General features: G+C 54.6%; 22 protein-coding genes. 5 read left to right on the top strand and 17 right to left on the bottom strand.

The annotated features are described in order from the left end of the window. Nucleotides 1-206: 206 nt before the first annotated feature. From J4772_RS26990 to J4772_RS26930, 13 genes are all read right to left on the bottom strand, one after another. A complete protein-coding gene (locus tag J4772_RS26990) occupies nucleotides 207-1,307 on the bottom strand; it encodes a toxic anion resistance protein (protein WP_116063765.1) in 1,101 nt (366 codons plus the stop codon). A gap of 88 nt (nucleotides 1,308-1,395) precedes the next feature. Beyond that, nucleotides 1,396-2,091, bottom strand: a complete 696-nt coding sequence (locus J4772_RS26985) for a hypothetical protein (protein ID WP_209072222.1) — start codon at nucleotides 2,089-2,091, stop codon at nucleotides 1,396-1,398. A gap of 92 nt (nucleotides 2,092-2,183) precedes the next feature. Continuing rightward, a complete protein-coding gene (locus J4772_RS26980) occupies nucleotides 2,184-3,215 on the bottom strand; it encodes an ATP-grasp domain-containing protein (protein WP_209072221.1) in 1,032 nt (343 codons plus the stop codon). After that, the gene (locus J4772_RS26975; protein WP_209072220.1) at nucleotides 3,212-4,024 is read right to left on the bottom strand and encodes an HAD family hydrolase; all 813 of its coding nucleotides are present in this window, start codon (nucleotides 4,022-4,024) and stop codon (nucleotides 3,212-3,214) included. Before J4772_RS26975 ends, J4772_RS26980 begins: the two co-directional genes overlap by 4 nt. Then, nucleotides 4,021-5,166: a cysteine protease StiP family protein gene (locus J4772_RS26970; RefSeq protein ID WP_209072219.1), complete on the bottom strand. Its 1,146-nt coding sequence runs from the start codon at nucleotides 5,164-5,166 to the stop codon at nucleotides 4,021-4,023. Before J4772_RS26970 ends, J4772_RS26975 begins: the two co-directional genes overlap by 4 nt. Beyond that, nucleotides 5,163-6,578 carry a phosphoribosyltransferase family protein gene (locus tag J4772_RS26965; RefSeq protein ID WP_209072218.1) on the bottom strand — a complete coding sequence of 472 codons (1,416 nt, stop codon included), beginning with the start codon at nucleotides 6,576-6,578 and terminating at the stop codon, nucleotides 5,163-5,165. The genes J4772_RS26970 and J4772_RS26965 overlap by 4 nt, the downstream gene beginning before the upstream one ends. After that, nucleotides 6,517-7,725, bottom strand: a complete 1,209-nt coding sequence (locus tag J4772_RS26960; protein ID WP_209072217.1) for an HpcH/HpaI aldolase/citrate lyase family protein — start codon at nucleotides 7,723-7,725, stop codon at nucleotides 6,517-6,519. Before J4772_RS26960 ends, J4772_RS26965 begins: the two co-directional genes overlap by 62 nt. 127 nt (nucleotides 7,726-7,852) lie before the next feature. Next, nucleotides 7,853-8,653, bottom strand: coding sequence for a TerC family protein (locus tag J4772_RS26955; RefSeq protein ID WP_209072216.1), 801 nt, complete (start codon nucleotides 8,651-8,653; stop codon nucleotides 7,853-7,855). A 94-nt stretch (nucleotides 8,654-8,747) separates the two neighbouring features. Next, nucleotides 8,748-10,031 (bottom strand): TerD family protein, encoded by a 1,284-nt coding sequence (locus J4772_RS26950; protein WP_116063772.1) that lies wholly within the window; start codon nucleotides 10,029-10,031, stop codon nucleotides 8,748-8,750. Nucleotides 10,032-10,056: 25 nt separating this feature from the next. Beyond that, nucleotides 10,057-10,638 carry a TerD family protein gene (locus J4772_RS26945; RefSeq protein ID WP_116063773.1) on the bottom strand — a complete coding sequence of 194 codons (582 nt, stop codon included), beginning with the start codon at nucleotides 10,636-10,638 and terminating at the stop codon, nucleotides 10,057-10,059. 13 nt (nucleotides 10,639-10,651) lie between these two features. After that, a complete protein-coding gene (locus tag J4772_RS26940) occupies nucleotides 10,652-11,230 on the bottom strand; it encodes a TerD family protein (RefSeq protein WP_116063774.1) in 579 nt (192 codons plus the stop codon). Between the two features lie 80 nt (nucleotides 11,231-11,310). Beyond that, on the bottom strand, nucleotides 11,311-11,886 hold the full coding sequence (locus tag J4772_RS26935; protein ID WP_116063775.1) for a TerD family protein: 576 nt from the start codon (nucleotides 11,884-11,886) through the stop codon (nucleotides 11,311-11,313). Between the two features lie 41 nt (nucleotides 11,887-11,927). Next, the gene (locus J4772_RS26930) at nucleotides 11,928-12,512 is read right to left on the bottom strand and encodes a TerD family protein (protein WP_116063776.1); all 585 of its coding nucleotides are present in this window, start codon (nucleotides 12,510-12,512) and stop codon (nucleotides 11,928-11,930) included. 303 nt (nucleotides 12,513-12,815) lie between these two features. Between J4772_RS26930 and J4772_RS26925 the strand changes: the two genes are divergently transcribed. From J4772_RS26925 to J4772_RS26915, 3 genes are all read left to right on the top strand, one after another. Beyond that, the gene (locus tag J4772_RS26925; protein WP_209072215.1) at nucleotides 12,816-14,219 is read left to right on the top strand and encodes an MBOAT family O-acyltransferase; all 1,404 of its coding nucleotides are present in this window, start codon (nucleotides 12,816-12,818) and stop codon (nucleotides 14,217-14,219) included. A gap of 35 nt (nucleotides 14,220-14,254) precedes the next feature. Next, nucleotides 14,255-15,397 (top strand): DHHW family protein, encoded by a 1,143-nt coding sequence (locus tag J4772_RS26920; protein WP_209072214.1) that lies wholly within the window; start codon nucleotides 14,255-14,257, stop codon nucleotides 15,395-15,397. A gap of 97 nt (nucleotides 15,398-15,494) precedes the next feature. Continuing rightward, nucleotides 15,495-16,241 carry a DUF4358 domain-containing protein gene (locus J4772_RS26915; RefSeq protein ID WP_209072213.1) on the top strand — a complete coding sequence of 249 codons (747 nt, stop codon included), beginning with the start codon at nucleotides 15,495-15,497 and terminating at the stop codon, nucleotides 16,239-16,241. 412 nt (nucleotides 16,242-16,653) lie between these two features. Here J4772_RS26915 and J4772_RS26910 read toward each other — a convergent pair whose 3' ends face one another. Further along, nucleotides 16,654-17,304, bottom strand: coding sequence for a hypothetical protein (locus J4772_RS26910; RefSeq protein ID WP_209072212.1), 651 nt, complete (start codon nucleotides 17,302-17,304; stop codon nucleotides 16,654-16,656). 194 nt (nucleotides 17,305-17,498) lie between these two features. Between J4772_RS26910 and J4772_RS26905 the strand changes: the two genes are divergently transcribed. Together J4772_RS26905 and J4772_RS26900 are read left to right on the top strand one after the other, a co-directional pair. Then, a complete protein-coding gene (locus J4772_RS26905; RefSeq protein WP_209072211.1) occupies nucleotides 17,499-19,601 on the top strand; it encodes a sensor histidine kinase in 2,103 nt (700 codons plus the stop codon). After that, nucleotides 19,558-20,229, top strand: coding sequence for a response regulator transcription factor (locus J4772_RS26900; protein WP_209072210.1), 672 nt, complete (start codon nucleotides 19,558-19,560; stop codon nucleotides 20,227-20,229). Before J4772_RS26905 ends, J4772_RS26900 begins: the two co-directional genes overlap by 44 nt. 15 nt (nucleotides 20,230-20,244) lie before the next feature. Here the strand turns inward: J4772_RS26900 and J4772_RS26895 are convergent, their stop codons facing one another. Genes J4772_RS26895 through J4772_RS26885 form a run of 3 tightly spaced genes read right to left on the bottom strand, consistent with a single transcriptional unit; the run spans nucleotide 20,245 to nucleotide 22,735 of the window. Then, entirely contained in the window at nucleotides 20,245-20,988 is a 744-nt protein-coding gene (locus J4772_RS26895) for a helix-turn-helix transcriptional regulator (protein WP_209072209.1), read from the bottom strand. Nucleotides 20,989-21,018: 30 nt separating this feature from the next. Continuing rightward, nucleotides 21,019-21,855, bottom strand: a complete 837-nt coding sequence (locus J4772_RS26890) for a carbohydrate ABC transporter permease (protein ID WP_116063784.1) — start codon at nucleotides 21,853-21,855, stop codon at nucleotides 21,019-21,021. A gap of 4 nt (nucleotides 21,856-21,859) precedes the next feature. After that, the gene (locus tag J4772_RS26885; RefSeq protein WP_116063785.1) at nucleotides 21,860-22,735 is read right to left on the bottom strand and encodes a carbohydrate ABC transporter permease; all 876 of its coding nucleotides are present in this window, start codon (nucleotides 22,733-22,735) and stop codon (nucleotides 21,860-21,862) included. Nucleotides 22,736-22,759: the final 24 nt, after the last annotated feature.

Raw genomic sequence — 22,759 nt, 5'->3', positions numbered from 1 at the left:
GGAAAGTAATCGTGAGGGTAGAACAACCGAATGCTGTGGAAAGTGGGGGTTCAGGTAACTTGCGGTGCGTTTGGGGTGGGGAACAAAAATATGCCTTAACCGGCCGTTAAATAATACACCCGAGTCGATGGAAAAATCAGGCTCAAAAGGCAACATGACTTCGCACATCGGTGCTCGGGTGGGATATCGCATATTAAGTCTTGAGTTTAATCCATCAAGCTGCCGACAGGCTGCTCTTGAAGCATCGCTTGCGGCGCCGCCGAGCTTGAGCCCGACTGCAGGCCAAGTCGTTGACCCATCTGCTTGTTGATTTCCTGCAGACGACTCGTCTGCTCCGTAGCGGAAGCGATGATCGTCCGGTTGGACTCCTCGCACCGGTTGATCGCGGAAGTCAGATCGTTCATCGCCTGATTAATCTGTTCCATCGACATCGCCGATTTTGTCATCGCCTGCGTCGTCTTCTGCGTCGTCTCATTGAGCATGCGGGCATTCTCCGCAAATTGCTTGCCGAGCATGTCGTTCGTCGCGTTGACCGCATCGATGACCTTCATCTGGTCTTCCAGCGCCGTCGCGATCATCGCGGACACGGTAATCAGATGCTGCGTCTTGTCGATCGTTGCGTCGACGGAATCGATCAGCTTGTCGTTGTTGTCGTTAATGATATCCGCGCCGGCAATCGCCTGCTGGTACAGCATAATCATCTCGGTGAGCGCTTGAATTCTCGTAACGACCTTGCGCAAGCCTTTTTCGAGCTGCGGTTTTCTGCTCTCGTTCTCGGGCTTGGCCATTTCCTGTTCGAACAACACCTTAAGCTGATTGCCCAACTCAATGCGCTGCTGCACATTGTACATTTCCTGAAGACACATCTGCTTCAGGTTGCGCATGTGCACGACGTTCTCCTCTAGGGTATCCTTGCCGTTGCGCAGAGCCGAAATAATCGCCTGAACGTTCGTCCGCACCGATTGATACTTCATGATGTAGTTTTTCATCGGCGTCTTGCGAAGGATGCGCTGGAAAACGGACAGATCCTTCGACCGGTTCAGATCGTCTACCTCATTGCGAAGCTTCATAATGTTCCCGGCAATCTCCGAGCGCTTGCCGCTGAGCAGATCGTTAAGAGGGCGCTCCAGCAGCGTCAGGTTGGCTCCGGCTTTCTCCATCGTCTTCTGGCCCATGCGGCCGACTTCGTCCATCAAGGAATCGAGCTGGCCGGCATCCGCCGCCGAAATGCGCTGGATCGTCGATTGCGCTTCCTGCTGAACTCTGACGGCGTCCGAATCTTTAAGCAAAATGGCTTGCGTACTCATGCATAAGTCCTCCCATCGAATATTGAGGTCGTTCAAAGTTTCCGATTATAAGCGCGAAGCTAAAACCGGACGATTTGAACTCGCTCTACTAGTTACCGGCGCCGTAGCGCTGATGAATAAGCTCGGCCTTGTTCTTCAGCTCCATCAAATCCTTCTGCTCGATGAAGCTTGTGTAGGTCGTAATCTGGTTGTCGATGTCCCGAAGGCTGTTGAGCAGCAGTCTGCGATTCTGTCGCTTCGCTTCACCGCTCAAATGCAGGAAGGGCGTGATCGCCCCGTTCAGGTCCTTAAGCACGAGCCGCTGAATTTTGTGGTTGATGTCCCCATTGTTGAAGGCGACTAATTGCGGAATGACGCGGTTCAACCGGACAAGAAGGGACAATGTGCGCTGCACGATCTCGTTGTCGAGATTGTCCTTCTTCCCTTCGAGCAGCACCATGTCCTCGATCGTGCCGATATACTCGAGAATCGAATCCCACTCCGGCCCAAGCCCCGATGCTTGCGGTTCCGGCTCCGGCTGCTTGGCGGGGATGCCGCCGATATCGAACGCCCGAGGCGGCGGAATCTGCTGACTCTGCTGCGCGCTCGCGGCTGCCGCATTCGCCGCATCCCGCTCCGCAGCCAGCCTGGCTATTTTGAGTTCGGAGTTCCGAATGACCGAAGCCAGCATCGTTCCCGCAATCGGAAACAAAAGAGCGATCGCGTCATGAACGAAAAAAGTCGAGATGTATCCTCCCGCATAACCGAGAATAATGAACGCTAATCCCCATTTCGAACGAAGCAAGGCGTTACCTCCTGTCTATCCAACCGAATCCGACTGGCGCAAACGGTTAACCTTGACTTTAGTTTATGGTTTTCGGCAGCGCTCGTCAATTTTTAATGCTCAGATTTCATGAGAACGGGAAGCTCAAGGTAGCTGGCTCGGATGCCGAACTGCGGAACGGGCGGCTCGAAAGGTTGTCCGAGAATTGCCTTCACCGCCAAATACGGCATGTTCACTCCGCTCAAGCAAGTAATGTACAGACCGCCCGACATGCGCGGATTGATCTCCAACAGCTTCGGGACGCCATTGTTGTACTTGACCTGAATATTGTAGACGAACGGGATGCGGCAGCGCGCCGCGACCCGCGAAGCGATCTCGAGCAGCTCCGGCTTGTCTTCCAGCAGGTAGATTCGCCCCGACGATTTGCGGCGCGGAATAGCGGCAAGCAGATTGCCGTCCGCATCCGCAAGACAGTCGATGCTGACCTCCTCGTCCGGCAGCAGCTCCATCACCATCAGCCGCGGAAACCGTTCCACGGACGACAGCGTCCCGTACGCCTCCTCGAACGAAATCGCCGCGCTTACCCAGCCATACAGGTCATTCAGCTTGTCCTGCTCGCTTCGCTCGTTGTCGATGATTCGGAAGCCCATGCCGCCTTCTGCATTCGTCGGCTTGAAGCATACGCGATGGCCGCGCGCCGCAAGCTTCTCGTACGCAGCCTTGAACTGCTCCGCCGTCTCGGCGATCTCGTATTCCGGAAGCGGCACGACGCCGGAGCCGGCCAGGCTCTCGTAGAAACGATCCTTCTCCATCAGGCATTCCAGCAGCGGGATGTCGCGGCAGACCATCACCTTTGTTCCGATCTCGTCGAAGCGGCGAGCCTCCTTCGCGATTTCCAGCATTTTCAGCCGCGGGATAAAAACGCCGATTTCATTGCGGCGACAGAAGTCCAGCGCGTACTCGACGTACTCCTCGCCATGCAGCACCGGCTCCTGCTCCGAGTAGTCGCACGCTTGCAGAGCAAGATGTCCCGGGTCCGGATGCGTGCCGTAGAAGGTAAAGCGCTGGCCGTCCGGATTGTCGCGGATCATGTTAATGTAGTGATACGCCGAGGAGAACCAGCGATTAAAATAAATGTTCGTCATCCCGCCACCTCCGTCTTGTTGCAAGCCGCCGCGGCGTTCAATATTTCTTCCGCCGCCATAATTCCCGAGCGGCGCGAGAAGCGAATCGCTCCGTCATTTCCGCTGCCATAACTGCGGAACAGTTCACCATGCCCTGGAGCCATCGCCTCGTCCGCAACCCGCAGCATGCTCTCGTCCAACAGGCTGTCGCCGGCCGCGAATACGAACGATGCGCCTGTCAGTTCCTTCACGTAACGTACAGCCGCGCCCTTGCTTACCGGATCGGGCACCAGATACACCTTGCGCCCCTGCAGCGAGCAATTCCACCCCATGCCGGACAGTTCGCTCGCCAGCTCGTCCATCCAGCCGTGCGGAATGCGATCCCTCTCTACGACAACGGCGTGGAACAGCTCATCGCAATATCGTTCCTTGAGCACCCAGCTCGCATCCGCGAGACGGCGGAACAGCGCCATAGCCTCGTCGCCCGAAGCTGCTCCGGCACGTACGGCTTCCCGGATCAGACCGTCCCATTGCTCGTCCGTCCGGCCGTCGATCAACACCCGGCCCCCGTTGCTTACGATCGCGTAACGGATGGAGATGCCGTCGGCCAGTCCGTGTATTCTCGCATATTGCTCATAGATTCTCGTCGTCGTCGGCACGAAATCGATCTCCCGGCTCAGCTCCCGAAGCCGCATATAGGCGGTGCGGGTCATATAGCTTAGATCCTCGCCCTCGTATTTCTCGACGGGAACAAGCTCGCTCTCCTCGACAGGTCCCATCGAACGGCGAGAGTAGATCAACGTCTGATCCAAATCGCAGGCGAAAATCATTCGGATTCCCCCTTGAGCGGCTTAATGATTCCGCAGCAGGAATAAGTCAGCTCGGGATATTCCTCGACAGGGACGCCGCGATCCGCCGCCAGCAGCAAAATCGGAGCGAGATTAGGGTTGCTCGTATCGTCCACAAGAATTTTCCACGGCACTCTGCGCAGCAATACGCGGGTCGTTTCCCCCACTCCTGGCTTCACCAGATTGACGTCGGCGATGCCGTAGTCCCGCTGAATGGCGCGAATGTCCCGCTCCCCTTGCCAAGTAACAGGGTCCTCGGCGTCGGAGAGAAGCTGTTCAGCCTTCGCCTTGGCCGCTTCGCGAACGGCCTCGAATTGCGCTTCAATCGTATCTACGTATTCGTTGGACAAGTCATCCTCCGCCAGCTCGCGGTAATACTTCGCCCCGTGATAATCGTCCGGCCCGATCAGATCGTCGCGCAGCACGGTTCGGCTGACGAGCCCCGACACCGTCGAGTTCAGGCAGGCGCTCGGAATCAGGAAGTCCTCCCGCGTGCCGTACGTCGCGGAGCAGCAGCCCGGATCGGCCAACACGGCGAGATCGTCGTTCAATCGAACGCCGTAGCGGTCGTTGAAGCTTCCGCAGGCTTCGATCAGCACTTTGCGAATGGCGCCCTTGCCCGTCCAGCCGTCGACGAACTGGATGTTGCCGTCCGGATGGCGGCGCAGCATATATTTCAGCGCGTTCTCGTCGATTCCTTTGCCCCTAATAATAGAAATGCTGTAATGGGGAACGTCCAGTCCGTGAAACGTCTGCAAGTAGCGCTTGATCAGCACCCCGATCGGCGTTCCGGCCCGCGCCAGCGAAGCCAGCACGACGGACTTGCCTCGTCTCGCGACGATCTGCTCCGACACGACGGCGACCGCCTCCGCCACCTTGTTCGCGGTCGCAAGCAGCGTCTCTCGGTATAGCTGTATATAGTCGTCCGACGGCCGATACTCGATTGGCAGCATCTCGGAATAATGCGTCCCGGATTGGATCGCTTCCTCCCGGTCCTCCGTGCCGCGCTCCAGCTCGACATTGCTTAAATCCTTCAATAAAAATACGACGTCCTCCGGCTTGTAGCTGCCAATAGAGGACGGCTGGGCGAGATTGCCTTCGTATATGGACAGAAGCTGGTTCATTCCCCGTCCCTCCGATCGTCTGATGCGCCGAACGTAACCAAGTGAACGACGGGCACGCCAAGCAGGGACAAAGCCCTTTCGAACGGTGCGCCTCGCGCCGGATCGTACTGTCGTTCGACAAAGACGAACGCTTCGTCGTATTGGCCCGGTTCGACGTTGTAAATAAAATTAGCGACTTCCTCTCCGTCCGGCGAATCGTAACGATAAGCGGATGTCACCGCATAACCGTCTCTGCGCAGCGGATGAATCGGGCTTCTTGTCGTCGATTGGGCGTACACCCCGTCTCCCATTCTTTCGGCGATTCTCATCGGAACGTACATAAATTCTCCAGTTCCGAGACAAAGCGCGCGGCTTCCCGTTCTGTGCGCGGCCAACAGTCCCGCAGCCTCGACGACGGCTCGGTCGAGCGCTTCCCCGTCGGCTGCGCTAATGCCGAATCTACCGGTATGCAGCAAGTAAGAATGAAGCTGAGGCGATCGCCTCGCTTCCTCCGACGACTGTCCCGCATGCTCGAACATCTCTGAGAAGTCGTGCCGAAGCAAGCGGAAATCCTCCTGCGGCTCGGGCGCCCCTTGGCCTCGCGCCGCCTCTTCAAGCGGATTGCCGTTCACCTTGATCGATCCTTCGATCAGCGCCAAACAGCGGATGCGGATGTCCAGCTCGCGCTCCAGCTCCGCGTAGCGATCGCGATCCGCATCGGAACGCCAATCTAGCAGGCTGGCAACGGCGAAGTCGCGATGGCCGTAAGCCTCGTGCAGCTCGCGGATGATGTTCAGCGACGTCTTGCCGGTCGTCATCTCGTCGTCGACAAGCACGACGCGGGCCGCATTGCGGAAGACGGACGAATCGCGCACATAGCAACGATGAGCGACCGCGTGCGAATGCTCCTCCTCGAACCGGATCGGCGGGACAAGCCCTTCGATCTCCTCGCGCGTCGTATGTACGAACGAAACGCTGCCCGTGAAGGCGTCGAACATGCTGTGTCCGAGCGCGGTCGCCGTCTCTGCGAAGCCGATGAACAGCGTCGGCTCGTCGATGCGGATTTTGTCCGCCATCAGCTTGCGATAACCTTCTTCCGCCTCTCTTCTACCCGCGAACATGCCGCGCAGCCGTTCCGCTGCCAGTGCGGAAGGACGCTTTAGCACTTCCTCCTCGTAGAGGCAGCCAAGCATCGCGCCGGCTCCCAACGACAGTGCGGGAATGACCGGAATATGCTTGCCCAGCACCTTGCTTACGAATAGAAAACCGCGCTTCTTGTTAATGCGCGCGGCCATTCCGAACAATTGGTCAAGCTCAAGCCCGTACGGATTGGCCGAGACTGTGACTTCGACTTCCAACCCATCAATAATGCTATACAAGCGCTCCTGCCGGCTCGTGATCGACGAGCAGGCTGGTGAAGTTATGTTTTTCATGCAACACCCCAAAAATCTTTGATCGGTTCATAATCCGGTTGGACCAGTTCAAATGCGGCTTGATCTCGTTCATCTTGTTGGCGTATTGGCTCTTCATCACGCCGTAATCGCCTTGACTGTTCGCGATAATGCTCGCCGCATCGCAATATTCCTCATGAGTAACGACGTACATCGCTTGTACCGGCTGAAGGTGCGTCGGATGAATAATCGTTTTGCCAATAATGCCGTTCTCCTTGTCGTACGCCACCTCGCGAATAAGTCCGTCCACAGATCTGTCCAGATAAGACATGCGCAGCTTCAGTCCGTCCTTGCCCATCGCCTCTTGGAACGGAGTCATTCGCAGTTGAGGCTTAAGCACGCGATCGCTTCGGAAATACTCCCATACCGGTCCGGAAATCACGAAGCCGTCCTCCTGCCGTCCGAACATATTGATAATATCCGTCACGCAATCGCGAATGACGCCGATATCGTAGATCGTCATGTCGGGATTGCGCCGCAATCCGAAAATGCTGGAGAAGTCGGTCGCTCCGATTCTCACATTTAGCACGTAGGGCTGATATCGCTTCAGCAATGCCTGGATGTCGAGCAGTACGGGCACCCGGCTTTCCCGGTAAATCACTTCCGCCGTCTCCATAATCGGCATGCCGTACAGCGTCGGCGCATTCGGCCCCGCGCTCCGATTATGCTCCTCCAGTATGCGGAAATAGGCTTCTCCCGTGTCGGCTGCGAACTTCGGAAAGGCAAAACCCGTCAACAAATGCAGTCGTCCCTCAAGCCGGCTCAGCAGACGCTGCAGCTGCTCCGCGGAGCGAACCCGAACGAAGATCAGCGGAAGCGCGGACGGCTTAAGCTCGCCTTCGATCATATACCAATACAGCCTGTCCAACGTCTCATACAGATTTTTCTCGGCCGAGTCGACTTGGCTGTCCGCCACCGCATCCTCCAAATCGATGACCAGAGACACAAGTCCCGCAATTTTCTTATTTACGATGTCTTCCGCGATCCGGGAACGAGTCGCCGGCATATACAACGCGGCCCCTACCGCATAAGCTAAAGTTTCCCTGTCGTTACGATTGCTGAATTCCCCCGGAGAATAAAGAAATACATCTTTCTCCTGCTCCGGGGACAGATAGTCGAAATAACGCAAGGGACTCACCTCCTCCAAACCTCTAAATCTCTATCCCTTCAAAATACTTCCAAATCCATCCTTAAAAAATATCCCCCACGCTCACATGAGGGATATTTCCAAGAAACTGCGACTGCAATCGGTTCAATTAGGACTTGGCGGAAGATTTGGATGCTTCGGCTTTTTTCCTCATGGAACTGAAAATCATCGTACCGACGAAAATTGCGATCAATATGGAGAAGAACACAGCATGCGATACATGGAAGCCGAACGCTCCGGCGATCATCTTCGCTCCGATGACGACAATCAGGATAAATGCCGCTTTTTCCAGCTCCGGGAACTTCTCGATCAGTCTCAAGAACACTTGAGCAACTCCGCGCATCATCAGTACGCCGAGAATACCGCCCAGGAACAGTACCCATACTTCTTCGCTGACTCCGAAAGCGGCCAGAACGCTGTCGATACTGAAGGCGATATCCATCATTTCGACGGCCAGCACCGTACGCCAGAAGCCCATTCCTTTGTTCTCTACTTCGTTCTCTTCCTCGTCGGCTTTTTTGCCGATGTACGGAATCAGCGGAACTCCGCCTACGCGAGCCATCTTGAACTCCAGATCGAACAAATTGCTTAGCGCAATCCAGAGCAAGTATAGACCTCCAGCGACCTTGATCCAGGTAATCTTGACGAGATAGGTCCCGATTCCGATCGCCAGGAAGCGGAAGACGTATGCGCCGATAATTCCGTAGAACAGCGCCTTCTTCTGCTGCTCCTTAGGAAGATGGCGAACCATAACTGCGAGCACGAGCGCATTGTCCGCGGACAACAAGCCCTCGAGAACGATCAGCGTGCCGATAATTCCCCATGTCGATGGCATCGACAATACCTCGCCGATATGCTGCCAATCGAAAAAGCTCGCGAAGTTGTCAATAAAGCTTTGCAAAAAATCCATGATGGCCCTCCTGCCGGTGTCTAACTCCGTTACTGATGAGCTGCGACGAAATGATGTCGCACTTCATTACGTCGCAGTCTCGCAAATCGATCGATTACTTGCTTCCTCTTGTCCAGCGCAATCCCCAATCGTACGCGACGTCCAGCTTCTGCTGATCGTCGAAAAACTGCACGAGCCTCTCGACGCTGAACGTCTGGTCGTTAACGTTGCGAATCATCGCGATCGCGCACAAGCCCTTGTTGCTGCCGTACTCGTCCATACGTACGACGATATCCGGACCGCCTGGATACTTGACGGTCACGACGCCGTCCGCCTGCGACCAGTTCGCCACGCCCGAATAAATAAAGGCGAAAATGACGATTCGTTTAATGTCTGCGACTTTGGCTCCGTTGATTCGCAGATTTTCCCCGCCTTCAAGCGCGCCAGTCCGATCGTCTCCGTCAAGCGCCACGTAAGGCGGCCGCTGGAAATCTCCGAAGGCGTTGCCTAACGCTTGGACGCCGCCCTTCGTGCCGTCCTTTAATTCGAAGAGACAGCCCAAATCGAGGTCGATTCCGGATGCCGCTTTGAAGAAGCCTCCGCCGGTTTTCTTGCGGTTCCAGTTGAGATTAACCAGAATTTCGCCCAGCGAACCCGCTTTCTTCTCCAGGTTGATGACATCGCCCTTCTTCTTCAGCTCGATCTTGTCCAGTCTGACCGGCGAGACCGGCGGAGGAGACGAAGGGGGAGAAGCTTGTCCAACCGGCGGCTTGGCCGGTTCGACTTTCGGCGGCGCGGGCGGAACCGGTGGCGGAGAGGCCGCAGGCGGTTCTTCGCGAACGACGATGCCGAAGCTGCCGCATAGTGAGGCCAATCCGCCCGAATATCCGGAGCCGACGGCATTAAATTTCCATTCGCCGTTATATCTATATAATTCTCCCACGACGATTGCCGTTTCGACGGGAAATTGATTGCCAAGCTCATATCGGAGCAGCTCGTTGCCCGTCGTTTCATCGATGATCCGCAAATAAGCGTCCTTGACGAGGGAGAAATTTTGCCTGCGGGCGTCTCCTTCATAGATCGTCAGGGTGAACGGAATCCGTTCCAATTCCTGCGGAACGCTGCGCAGATCGATACTTACCTGCTCCTGGTCCGTCTGGGATCCGTAGCTCTTCTTCTCCTGTCCGACAATGCGGATTGCGCCGCCTGCTCCCGTCGGATTCGAGTAAAAGATCAAATCGTTGTCCGAACGCACCTTGCCGTTTGCCTGCAATACAAAAACCGAGAAGTCCAAATCTACGCCGGCGCTGGCACCCCAGCCCATTCCGACGACGACCCGCGAAATCGACGTGTTCTTAGTAATGTCCGCTTTCTGGCCTTTAATGATCTTAAGAGACATGCGCTGCGAATCCTCCGTTAGGTAATTACTTGGCGTCCAAGCCGTAGTTGTTGGCGAGAGCGGCCAAGCCTCCGGAGAAGCCCGATCCGACCGCCTGGAATTTCCAATCCGCGCCATGACGATACAGCTCGCATACGACAACCGCCGTTTCGACCGAGAAATCCTCCCCCAGATCGTAACGCAGAATTTCGCTTCCCGTCTGCTCGTCCACCAGCCGTACGAATGCATTCGAAACCTGGCCGAAATTTTGATGACGACGCTCGGCTTCGTGGATCGTTACGGTAATGCCGATACGATGAACATGTTCCGGTATTTTGGTAAAGTCCAGCTTGATCTGCTCGTCGTCGCCTTCGCCCTGGCCGTCGCGGTTGTCCCCGGTGTGAAGGACGGCTCCGCCGTATGCGGACAGGTTATTGTAGAAAACGAAATCCTCGATGCCGTTCGCCTTGCCATTGGCATGAAGCAAGAACGCCGAAGCGTCCAGGTCGAAATCGTCTCCGCCAGTATATTTGTTCGTATCCCAGCCCAGCCCGATAATCGCATTCTTGAGACCCGGGTTTGTCTTCGTCAGATCGATTCTTTGTCCTTTGGATAAGCTGATGGTCATCTTGGAATCCCTCCTATACTTGTACTCCGAAATCCCGGCACAAGCCGGCCAGCCCGTCGCGATACCCGCTTCCTACCGCGCTGAATTTCCACTCTGCCCCATGACGATACAATTCGGCTACGACAACCGCCGTCTCGATCGAGAAATCCTCGCCTAGGTCATAACGGATCAGTTCCTCGCCGGTTGCTTCGTTAGCTACGCGAGCATACGAATTGGCTACCTGACCGAAGTTCTGATTGCGCGCCGCCGCGTCATGGATCGTAATGCAGAAGGCGACCTTCTGGACTTCAGCCGGTACCTGCCCGAGATCGATCACGACCGATTCGTCGTCCCCGTCGCCTTCGCCGGTTTGATTGTCGCCCGACAATTGGATGGAGCCGTTCGAATTGTTCTTATTGTTGTAGAAAATAAAATCGTTATCCGAATTCACTTTGCCGGAGTCGTTCAGACAAAAAGCCGTAGCGTCGAGATCGAACGCGCTGCCTCCGTCATACTTGTTCGTATCCCAGCCCAATCCGATTTTGACCTTGGTCAAGCCCGGGTTCGTTTTCGTCAAGTCGACTTTCTGGCCTTTGGACAAATTAACCGCCATTGCCGTTATTCCTCCTCTTTAATTGGAAAGGGACCGCGATCCGATTGAACAGCGGTCCCCGTTAACCGGGTACTACAGTGTTACATCAAGCCGAAATCTTTAACCAGGCCGGCCAGTCCGTCCTGATAGCCGCTGCCGACCGCGTTGAATTTCCATTCGCCGCTGTGACGATACAGCTCGCCTACGACAACCGCCGTCTCGACCGAGAAGTCTTCGCCCAGATCGTAACGGATCAGCTCCGCTCCCGTATCTTCGTTCACGATGCGAACGAACGCGTTCGTGACTTGTCCGAAGTTCTGGCCGCGCTCGGCCGCTTCGTGGATCGTGATGCAGAAGGAGATTTTCTCCACTTCCGGCGGAACGGTAGCCAGATTGACTTTCACTTGCTCGTCGTCGCCGTCGCCTTCGCCCGTCAGGTTGTCGCCCGTGTGCTCAACGGCTCCGTTCGTGCTCTTCAAATTGTTATAGAAGATGAAATCCTTATCGGAGGCTGCTTTGCCCGCACCGTTCAGCAGAAACGCGGAAGCGTCGAGGTCAAAATCCTTGCCGCCGTCGTATTTGTTCGTATCCCAACCGAGACCGATTAGAACTTTCGTAAGACCCGGGTTCGTTTTCGTCAAATCGATTTTTTGACCTTTGGATAAGCTGATAGACATGTGCAATTCCCTCTTTTCTTGGATTTTGAATTTTGGATTTATTATTGATACTCTCTTGCCAGCAAATCGACATGCGCGGCGAAAGAGCCCTCGCCGATGGCGTTGAACTTCCATTCTCCACTGTGGCGGTAGATCTCCCCGACGATCAGAGCCGTCTTGCCTGCGTAGTTGTCGGTCAGGTTGAACCGGATGAGCTCCTGATTGCTCGCCTGATTAAGCACGCGAATGTAAGCGGAGGAAATCATACCGAAATCCTGCTTGCGGTTGACGGCATCGTAGATATTCACGACAAACAGAACTTTGTGAACGTGAGCGGGAACGCGCGCAAGATCGACGGAAATCTGTTCGTCGTCGCCGTCGCCTTCTCCCGTCAGATTGTCGCCGGAATGAACGACCGAGCCGTCAAGACTTTTCAAGTTGTAGAAGCATACAAGATGCTTGTCCCGAAGCTTGCCGTTCTCGTCGAGCAGCAGTGCGGAAGCGTCGCAGTCGACGTCCACTTTCTTGGTGCCGAAGAAGCCTTTCTTCTCGATCGGATCCCACCCGAGACCAACGGTGATTTTACTTAGCCCGGCGTTCCCTTTCGTGAGATCCACTTTCTGTCCTTTTACAAGCGAAATCGTCATGCCCAGCAGAATCTCCCTTCCATCTCTTTTCGGCTAATACAGTGGCGGGCGGGATTCTATGAATCTCTCATCCCTCAACTACCTACTTTTACGATGAACCGACAAAAAGGTTTCAACCTAGTCAATTATAAACGAAAATATTGCGAGTTTCGATAATCGGAACCTTAAATTAGCGTAAAATCTGGGAGAATAGTCGCATCTGTAACCTTTTGTTCGCGGCCTGCGTCTGAGGCTTTGTTGAATTCGCCTATAACCGGAATTTTTATCGTTCACTATAACTGCCGCAAGGAGACTCCTTACATCATGGTGTTCAGCAGCTTGCTATTTCTGTTTCTATTCTTGCCCGCCGTTCTGCTTCTTTATTACTGCTCCCCCGGAAAAATCCGCAATCTGGTGCTGCTCCTGACAAGCCTTGTGTTCTACGCCTGGGGAGAGCCGGTCTACATCGTCATTATGCTGATCTCCACGTTGACGGACTACGGCTTCGGTCGTCTGTTGGAACGCTCTAGCCTCGGACCGACGCAGCGTAAAGCGGTCGTGGCCGCATCGATTGCCGTTAATCTGGCACTGCTGTCTTATTTCAAATACGCCGACTTTCTAATCGGCAACCTGAACGAATGGCTGGGCACGGATATCCCGCTCACCGAGCTGGCGCTGCCGATCGGCATCTCATTCTATACGTTCCAGTCGATGTCCTATATCGTAGATATTTACCGCGGAACGGCCAAGGCGCAGCGGAACTGGATCGACTTCGCCACCTTCGTGGCGCTGTTTCCGCAATTGGTCGCGGGGCCGATCGTCCACTACAAGTCGGTGGCCGAGCAGCTTCGCAGCCGCAAGGTCGACGTCGCTCTGTTCGCCGAAGGCGTGCGCCGCTTCGTGACCGGGTTGGCCAAGAAGGTGCTGCTCGCGAACAATATCGGACTGCTCTGGCATACGATTTCGGCCGCAGACGCCGGTACGTTGCCCGTGGCGATGGCCTGGCTGGGCATCATCGCCTTTGCGTTTCAGATTTATTTCGACTTCAGCGGATATTCGGACATGGCGATCGGTCTCGGCCTTATGTTCGGCTTTCGTTTCAACGAAAACTTCAACAAACCTTATGCCGCGCAGAGCATCACCGATTTCTGGCGCAGATGGCACATGTCGTTGAGCACCTGGTTCAGAGACTACGTCTACATTCCGCTTGGCGGCAACCGGTTCGGCTTGCGCAAGCAGCTCCGCAACATTCTCATCGTCTGGACGCTGACCGGCATCTGGCACGGCGCCAGTTGGAACTTCCTGCTCTGGGGGCTGTACTTCGGCGTTATTCTGATCTTCGAAAAATGGTTCGGCCTGTCGCTGCTTGGACGATCCCCCCGCTGGGTTCGCCATCTGTATGCCTCCGTGCTTATTCTCGTCGGCTGGGTATTATTCGCATTCGAAGAGCTGCCGAAGGCGGGACAGTATTTGCTCGCCATGTTCGGCTTGACCGGACAGCCTCTGTGGAGCGACGAGACGATGTATTTTGCTTATACGAACTCTCTCCTGCTGGTCGTGCTGGCGATTGCTTCGCTGCCTTACGGCAGGCTGCGGCAGCAGCTCGCCGGCGGTTTGGGCGGAGTCGGCTCTGTGCTGAATCTGGCCTGGTGCGGGGCGCTGTTCCTGCTGTCGGCAGCCTATTTGGTCGACGCGACCTTTAATCCTTTCCTGTATTTCCGCTTCTAAAACAAGTTTGTTCTAAATGAAGGAGGCTGTTAATCATGAAGCGGATCACCGACCGTCTGCTGATCGGATCGTTCGCCGCCACGCTGTTCCTCCTGTCCGGCGCTTTCCTCGCTCGATCCGTCGAATCCTTTTCCGAGTTGGAAAACCGCTATTTGCAGAAAATGCCCCGTCTGACCTGGGACAATCTGCTATCCAAAAAATTTGCGGACGAGGCCGAGAGCTTCGTCACGGATCATTTTCCGCTCAGGGCGGATTGGATCGGCGTCAAGTCGGCGGCAGAGCGCTTAAGGCTGCAGCAGGAAAACAACAGCATTTACAAAGGCAAGGACGGATACCTGTTCGAGAAGTTTCCCGAGCCTAATTACGAGAAGGTCAAGAGCTACGTCGAAGCGGTGAAACGACTGGCCGAGAAGCATCCGGATGCCAATATTTCCTTCCTGCTGGCTCCGACCTCCATCGGGATGTACCCGGAGCGTCTGCCTTGGAAAGCGCCCAACTATCCGCAAGAGAAAGTGAACGAATACGTTGGCTCGCTTCTCGGCGACAGCGCGGACTATTTGAACGGCTTCGATTTTCTGCGGCCGCATGCCGCGGAATCGATCTATTATCGGACGGATCACCACTGGACAACCCTTGGCGCTTATTACGCCTATGTCGCCTATGCCGAGCAAATGGGTTGGACGGCTGCCGGGCTGGATGAATTTCAAATCGAGAACGTCAGCGACACTTTTCTGGGCAGCTTCCATACGCGCGGACAGTTCGGCGGTTTGAAGCCGGATGTCATCCAGAAGTTTACGTCCTTGCAACCGGTCGATTCCAAAATGCACGTTGTCGACGACAATACGGATTACGACAGCTTGTACGCGGAACAGTTTCTGGCGAAGAAGGATCAGTACCCGTATTTTCTCGGAGGCGTCCACGCCTTGTCCACCATTACGAGCAAGCTCGATGCGGATCAGGCGGACCTCGATAAGCTGCTCATTGTCAAAGACTCCTACGCTCATAGCCTAATTCCATTCTTGACCAAACATGTCGCAGAGATTCATGTGATCGATATCCGCTTCTATAACGGCAGCATCGCCGGCTATATGGAGGAGAACGGAATCGACAACACGCTTCTGCTGTTCAATACGGCTACCTTCGCCGACAACGGCGCGATTTTGAAGCTTGCCCGCTAAGCGGTGCAGCCTTCCGCAACTTGCTGCAACATTCAAGCGGACAGGCGCGTCAGTAAAGCTGACCTACTAGAAACCAACACCAAGGAGAGTACTGACCATGAAGAAAAGCGCTATGTCATTTCTGTTAATTACCGCATTGCTAGGAAGCCTGCTGACCGCTTGCTCCGGCAACGCCGATAAAAACAATAGCACGCCGACCGCCACCAGCTCGCCGACAGCCAGCGAAAGCGTAAGCCCGAGCCCTGAATCCAGTCCGAGCGCGAGTCCGGAAGCCAGCCCGAGCGAGCAGCCCGAAGCTAGCCCGAGCGAATCTGCGCAGCCGGGAAAGACGCCTGAGCCTAGTCCAAGTCCGAGCGAATCCGCTAAGCCGGATAAGAAGCCTCAGCCTAGCCCGAGTCCGAGCGAATCCGCTAAGCCGGATAAGAAGCCCGAGCCAAGCGAGAAGCCGAAGTCGCTGTCTTCCGGCGACATTGTAGACTTCATGCTGGAGCAGGTGGAGCAGCCCGCGTCGCTCGACATGAACGCCGAGCAGATGGAAGAAGCCTACGGCATCGATCCGGACATTCTTGAGAATTTTGCGGTTCGGGCGCCGTTCGTCAATATAAAGTCGAATGAGCTCGCCTTATTTAAGGTAAAGAAAGCCAAAGACGCAGCCGCCGTCAAGAAAGGCATAGAGAAGCGCGCGGGAGATATTCAGAAGTCTTTCGAAAGCTATTTGCCCGACCAGTACGAAAACTCCAAAAACTACCGGGTCGTGACGCAAGGCAACTATGTGTTGTTCATCATCTCGGAAAGTGCGGACGATCTGGAGAAAGCATTTAAGGGCGCTTTGGCTCAGAAGTAAACGAGATCCCGCTCCCTCTATTTGAGGCCGCACCCAACTTGTACGATTTATCATACAAATCCGGCGCCCCGACCTCTCCAATTCCGTATTTTGTATGATTTTTAATACAAAATGGACTCACGGCTCCACAAATTAGCGATATTTGTATGATTTATAGTACAAAACGAAGAGGCTGTCTCATAAGCAGAGTTGCATGAAGATCGATAATCAAAGAAGGTGTATATACCCCCTGTAGATTGCCTCATACGCTCTTGAAATCACCTTGCAACGGGTTTACCCATTCCCATTTCAGGAGCGTATAGCATCGGAGGGAGGTATATACACCTTCACCTTGTTCATCGATTATCTTTCAGAGCAACTTTGGTGGCTTATGGGACAGCCTCTTGGAGTAACAAGCATACTATTATTTTATTCACTCCCCTTCGCTAACTGCCTCCCTTTTCTCGAAAGCCAGAATAAAACCATACCAGACGAAAATCGCGTATTGCAGCGGGAACAAATATTTCGTAACCGGATCGTAGGGCAGAAAGATCAGAATGACGGATACCAGCGTTGCGATAGCTGGCCCCTTCGGCAGCACTTTGGCGCGCAGCATGGAGACGCCCATCAGAATGGAACCGAACAGGATCAGCGGCATCAGAAGAATCATAAAGAAAAATCCCGGCCCTTCCGAACCGATTCGCATAACTAAATCCGACGCCTGCTTCAGCTGCTCCTCGTTCGCAACACCGTCGAACAGGACAGGATAATTGAAAATCTGAATCGGCGCATGCAGAAGATCGAGGACGACGAAGGCAAATATCATACCGAAGCTGACCCACCCCCACCACTTGAGCTTAGCCGCTTGCCGCAAATACAGACCGACAAACCCCATCAGAAACATCGTGAATGATACGAGAAGCCCGATATGCGTCCAAACCGCCACATCGACGAAGTAATCCATTTGCTGCAAATTCGCCGGAATATCCTCCAGGTGAACGTACTGAATTCCGATCGTCAGCAGACCGGAGAGCAGCAGCATCCAGCCGCTGAACCGGTAAAAACCGTAAGGCACGTATGACATTTCCGTTCAACACTCCTCTTTAGATGATGGAATTGGGTTCCTTCCAATCGTCATCTTAAAATCCCTTTTATCCTGCGCACAAGGCCCGCGTTCCCGGTTCGGCCGGGAACTTCGCGGGAACGTTTTTCCCCGTGCCGCCGGGAATTTCCTATGCTATACTTTTCTTGAAAATCACCCGGAAAGGAAGCACTGACATGCGCTTTCTGCATACGGCAAAAGCGCAATTCAGCCTCAAGGCGGGGCTGCACGCGCTTTGGTGGACGGTCGTTGCCGCTTCGTTCATCGTATCGCTCGACAGCTATATGCGAGGTTGGGGGTTTTACGATGCCGCATGCGGCGGCAGCATCTGCAACTACTTCTTCTATATGAACGAGCCCCAGCTTTCCCAGCTTGCAAGCATCGGAATCACTCCCGTTCTGTACAGCGGCGTTACCGTCGCTTTGCTGGCGCTGCATAACTTGTCCTCCTGGGCTATCGGCTTGCTTCTTTACCGGTATGGCTGGAAGGATCCCTTCTGCGTGACGGCTTCTTTACTGCTCATCGCGGTCGGCATCTACTTCAATGCAGACACAGCTACCGGCGATTTCTTCGTGATGAACATGCTTTATACTGTGCTAAATGTAATTGGCAGCATCTACGTCGTTTTCCTGTTTCTGATTCCCGACGCTCGCTTCGTTCCTCGCTGGACGGTCATTCCCGCTGCCCTCTATCTAGTCGAAAGCGTCGTCCGCCTCTTTCCGCCGATCCATCCGTATTTGGATTGGCCGTACTGGCTGCATCACGTCTGTTTTTTGTCCCTGAACATTCTCGTTCTTTACGCGCAAGCGAAGCGCTACGCCAAGGAAGCCTCTCCGGAGAAGCGCCGCCAGCTCCGCTGGTTAATGACGGGATTAAGCTTATATAGCGTTGTGAGCCTGCTGATTCCTCTCCCGCTGTTTAACGAGCACGGCATATGGCGATTAATCGTCCAAAACATCATGTACGCAAGCCTGCTGATTCTTCCCTTCTCCGTAGGCGTTATCGTGCTGGAAGCCCGGATACGCCATATGTCCGCCGCCTTCAACCGGACGATGGTGTACCTCGTGCTGAGCGTTTTTGGAGTCATGGCCTATGTCCTCATCGTCGGGACGTTGGGGGTTCTCGTACAAGGCGAGACTCAAACGTTCGTCGCGCTGCTCGCAACCGGGCTGATCGCCGTCATGTTCCATCCGCTCCGGGAGCTGGTGCAGAGGGAGGCGAACCGCCTCGTCTACGGGGAACGGGAAGATCCGTATGCGGTGCTGTCCAAGCTGACGGAGCAATTGGAGACTTCGCTTACGCATCGTTCCCTGCTGCCAGCCGTCGTCGCCAAAATCGCTTCCGCCCTGCGACTCCCTTTCGTCGCCATCGACGTATACGGTTCGGAAAGCATTGAGCGGCTTGCCGCCTATGGCGAACCTGGACCGCATACCAGCACCCTCGAACTGGAGGTAAGGGGAGTGCCGGTCGGCCGGCTTGTGCTTGGCGTGGAGCGGCTTCAGAATGCGATTCCGCCCGACAAGCGCTTTTTGGCCGACGATCTGGTCCGGCAAGTAAGCATTGCGGTACAGACGGTTCGCTTGACCGGCGATCTTCAGCGTTCGAGGGAGCGTCTGATCACCGCGCGGGAAGAAGAACGCCGACGACTGCGGCGGGACCTGCACGACGGCCTCGGCTCCTCGCTCGCCACCATGGCGCTTCGGCTGGAGGATACGGTTCAGAGCCAGGAAGAGCTTCCGGAGCGTTCGCGCAAGGCGCTGGAGACCATTCAATTGCAAATGCGGGAATCGATCGCCGATATTCGGCGGCTTGTCTACTCGCTCCGCCCTCCCGCTCTGGATGAGTTCGGATTTGCGTTTGCTTTGAAGGAGCTGATCCTGCAGTACGAGACTTCGTCTCTTCAAATTGTGCTGGAAGGGGCGGAGAGGGAAATGGATTTATCGGCGGCGGCCGAGGTCGCGGTTTATCGGATCGTACAAGAGTCGCTTACGAACGTTGCCCGGCATGCTCAGGCAAGCCGCTGCCTGATCCGGCTTTGGAAGGAAGAGGGGCATCTGAACATTCAAATTGCCGACAATGGCCGCGGAATGCCCGCCGACTTGACGCCCGGCGTAGGCGTCCGTTCGATCCGGGAACGCGCCGAGGAGCTTGGAGGCACGATGGCTCTGCATTCGACGCCAGGTCAGGGCACGGACATACGCGTTCGCCTGCCCGTAGAGGAGAGGAGAAAAAAAGATGACAATTACGGAGAAGGATCGTTTACGGATTTTGCTGGCTGACGATCACCCCATGTTTTGCGAAGGGCTGGTGTCGATTCTTCAGTCCGAGGAGACATTCGAGGTCATCGGACAGGCTTCCAACGGAATCGAGGTCGTTCGAATGGCGGAGGAGCTGCAGCCGGATGTGATCTTGATGGATGTGAATATGCCCGGCAAAAACGGCATCGAAGCGACCCGGGACATTATCCTGACCTCCCCCCATATCGGAGTGTTGATCCTGACCATGTTCGAGGATGATTCGTCCGTCTTCTCGGCGATGAGGGCCGGCGCGCGAGGTTATCTGCTTAAGGGTGCGCAAAAAAAGGAGATCGTCCGGGCCATTAACGTAGTCGGGAGCGGAGAGGCGATCTTCAGCGCGGTTATCGCTCGCAAGATGATGTTTTATTTCGACGCCGTGTTGAAAAGGACGAGCGGCAACGTGCTGTTCCCTCAGTTGGCGACGCGAGAACGCGAGGTGCTAGAATGGATCGCCCGTGATATGAGCAATGCCGACATCTCCCGTCTTATGGGACTGTCGCTCAAGACCATTCGCAACCACGTGTCCAACATTCTGAGCAAGCTGCACGCGGCCGATCGAACCCATGCGATCATGCTCGCGCGCGAGGCCGGGATGGGCGGAAACAGTTAATTGCGCGCTTCCCCTTCACACATATGAGCCTTCAAAGACGGCCCCGGAACGGTACTCTCTCGGCGAAACCCCGACCCGCTTCTTGAAGCAAAAACTAAAATAATGCGGATCGGCGAAGCCGACCCGCTCCGCAATTTCAAACGCCTTTAGTTCAGTCGAACGCAGCAGCTCCATCGCCTTCTCCATTCGAAGTTTCATGACATAGCGAACAAAGGTCATCTTCACCTCTTTTTTGAAGAGACTGCTGAAATACCCGCTGCTGACGTGAAGCTGCGAGCATACGCGCTGAATCGAAATATTCGGATCGCCGTAATGTTCCTTCGTATACGAAATTGCCTTCTTGATAATTTCCTTAAATGTATGCTGACGATGGCCTATCATCTGCCGCTGGACGACTAGACAAACTTCGTATAGCCAGCCCTTGACGGCTGGCAGATCATATAACCTGAATATTTCAACAATTGAAAGTTCGCCAAACCAATCGTCAAGATTGACATGAGCTTCTTTGGCCGTTTTCAGCACGGCCGCCAAAACCATAAGCAAGGAAATTTGCATTTCCTTGCGGGCTGCCGCTGGTTCCGCGAAGCTGTCGAATATATCGCCTACCGCGATTCGCAGCTCGTCCGGCGTCCCCACCTTTAAGCAGCGGACGAGCGCCTGCTCTTTCCATTCGTCGAAGCCGGAGGCGCTCCTGCCGGTTGTATCCAGCAATTCTGTCCGAATGGCAGGCGCGTCCTCGACCCGCTGAACTTTCCCCATCCCTGCGCCTCCTTAATCGAGCGTATTGTCCTATTCCTTGACCGCGCCTGCCGTAATTCCCGTAAATACATAGCGCTGCATAAACAGGTACATTAACGTTGTCGGCAGCAAAACGATCAGAATGGCTGCTGAAAGCAGCTCGTAATCGGAAGCCCGTTGCCCGACAAACGTCATCAGTGACGTCGACAACGTCTGTAAGTCCCTGGACGGCATGTACAGATACGGAATATACATATCATTCATAATGTCGACCGCTTTAATGATGCCAAGCGTCACGGATGCAGGAAGCAGCAGCGGAAAGACGATTCTCGTAAAAATTTTAATGTAGGAGGCTCCGTCGATCATGGCGCTTTCGTCCAACTGGCTCGAAATTTTCTCGATGAATTGCAAGTAGATAAAAATCTGCAGAAGATCGGTGCCTGCATAGATCAGCAGCGGAGCTCCAAGCGAGTCGTACAACCCCAGCTCCTTAATGATCTGAAACCGGGAAACCTCCGTCGTATAGAACGGGACAACCATAGCTACGACGAACATGCCCATAATCAACGCTTTGAGCCGAAAATCGAAGCGATTAAGCACATAAGCGGTCATTGCGCCCAGCACGGTGTTGAACACGACGCTGACAGCTACAAGGATCGCCGTATTCTTGAATCCGGTCAGCATATTGCCGTTATGAAAAGCATTTTGCAAATTATCGAAATTCCACTGCTTCGGCAAGGAAAGCGGCGAGGAATCGAGCAAGTCGGCAGAGGTTTTGAAAGCCGTAAAAAAGTTAATCGCTATCGGAAACAGGACAACCGAGCTAATCGCAATAAACAACGCATAAATCAACCACCGGGGACCGTAGCGTCTGAAGATGACCGGCATGCCGTTAATCCCCCTTCCCTTTGAAAAACCTGCCCTGCATATAGCTGAATACGATAATGATGATCATCAAAATAACCGCAAGCGCCGAGGCGAGGCCGTAATTGTTGTATTTGAACGCCGTTTGAATCGTGTACACCGTAAAGGTGGAGCTGGCATTGCCGGGCCCTCCCTGAGTCATCAGGAACGGGATATCGAACACTTGCAGCGCTCCGCGGACATTCAAGAACAACACAATCTCCACGACACGCGCGATGCCCGGGACGGTAATGTGCCGGAATTGGCCGAACGCGCTGGCCCCGTCGATTCTCGCGGCTTCGTACAGATCGCTTGGAATAGACTGCAGACCGGCAAGGAATAACACGACATGAAGACCGCTGAATCGCCAGATCGACACGGCCACGAGCGAATAGTTAACAATCCCTTTGTCGCTGAGCCAGCTCTGAATCCAACTCTCCAGACCGACCGCCTCCAGCAAAGCGTTGAGGGGACCGTTGATCGGGTTGTACAGATAGCTGAACAGGTAAGCGACCGCTACTCCGTTGAGAATATAAGGAAGAAACACGATCGACCGGAAAAAGGAGCTCGCCCGGATTTTGTTATTCAGAAATACGGCAACCATAATCTCTAGCGGAATGAAGACGGCATGAATCCCGAAGTAGAGCAAATTGTTCGAGAAAGCATTCCAAACTTCCGGCCTTTGGAAGGCATCCTTGTAATGATCGAAACCGACATAGTTATAAGTGTTGCCGATTCCGTTCCAATCGGTGAGGCTGAATTGGAACAGCTTAACCGTCGGGTACAGCAGAAACAGCAGAAGAAGCCCAACCGGAATCGCAAGGAATGAAAAAACGACGATTTTCTTCTGGATGGTATAGCTCATACGACATTCCCCTCAATCAATTGG

Origin of the sequence: Cohnella sp. LGH (assembly GCF_017671885.1) — a bacterium.
Classification (GTDB): domain Bacteria; phylum Bacillota; class Bacilli; order Paenibacillales; family Paenibacillaceae; genus Cohnella; species Cohnella phaseoli.
Note: the sequence above shows the minus strand (reverse complement) of the source record. Positions and strands in the feature narration are given on the sequence as shown.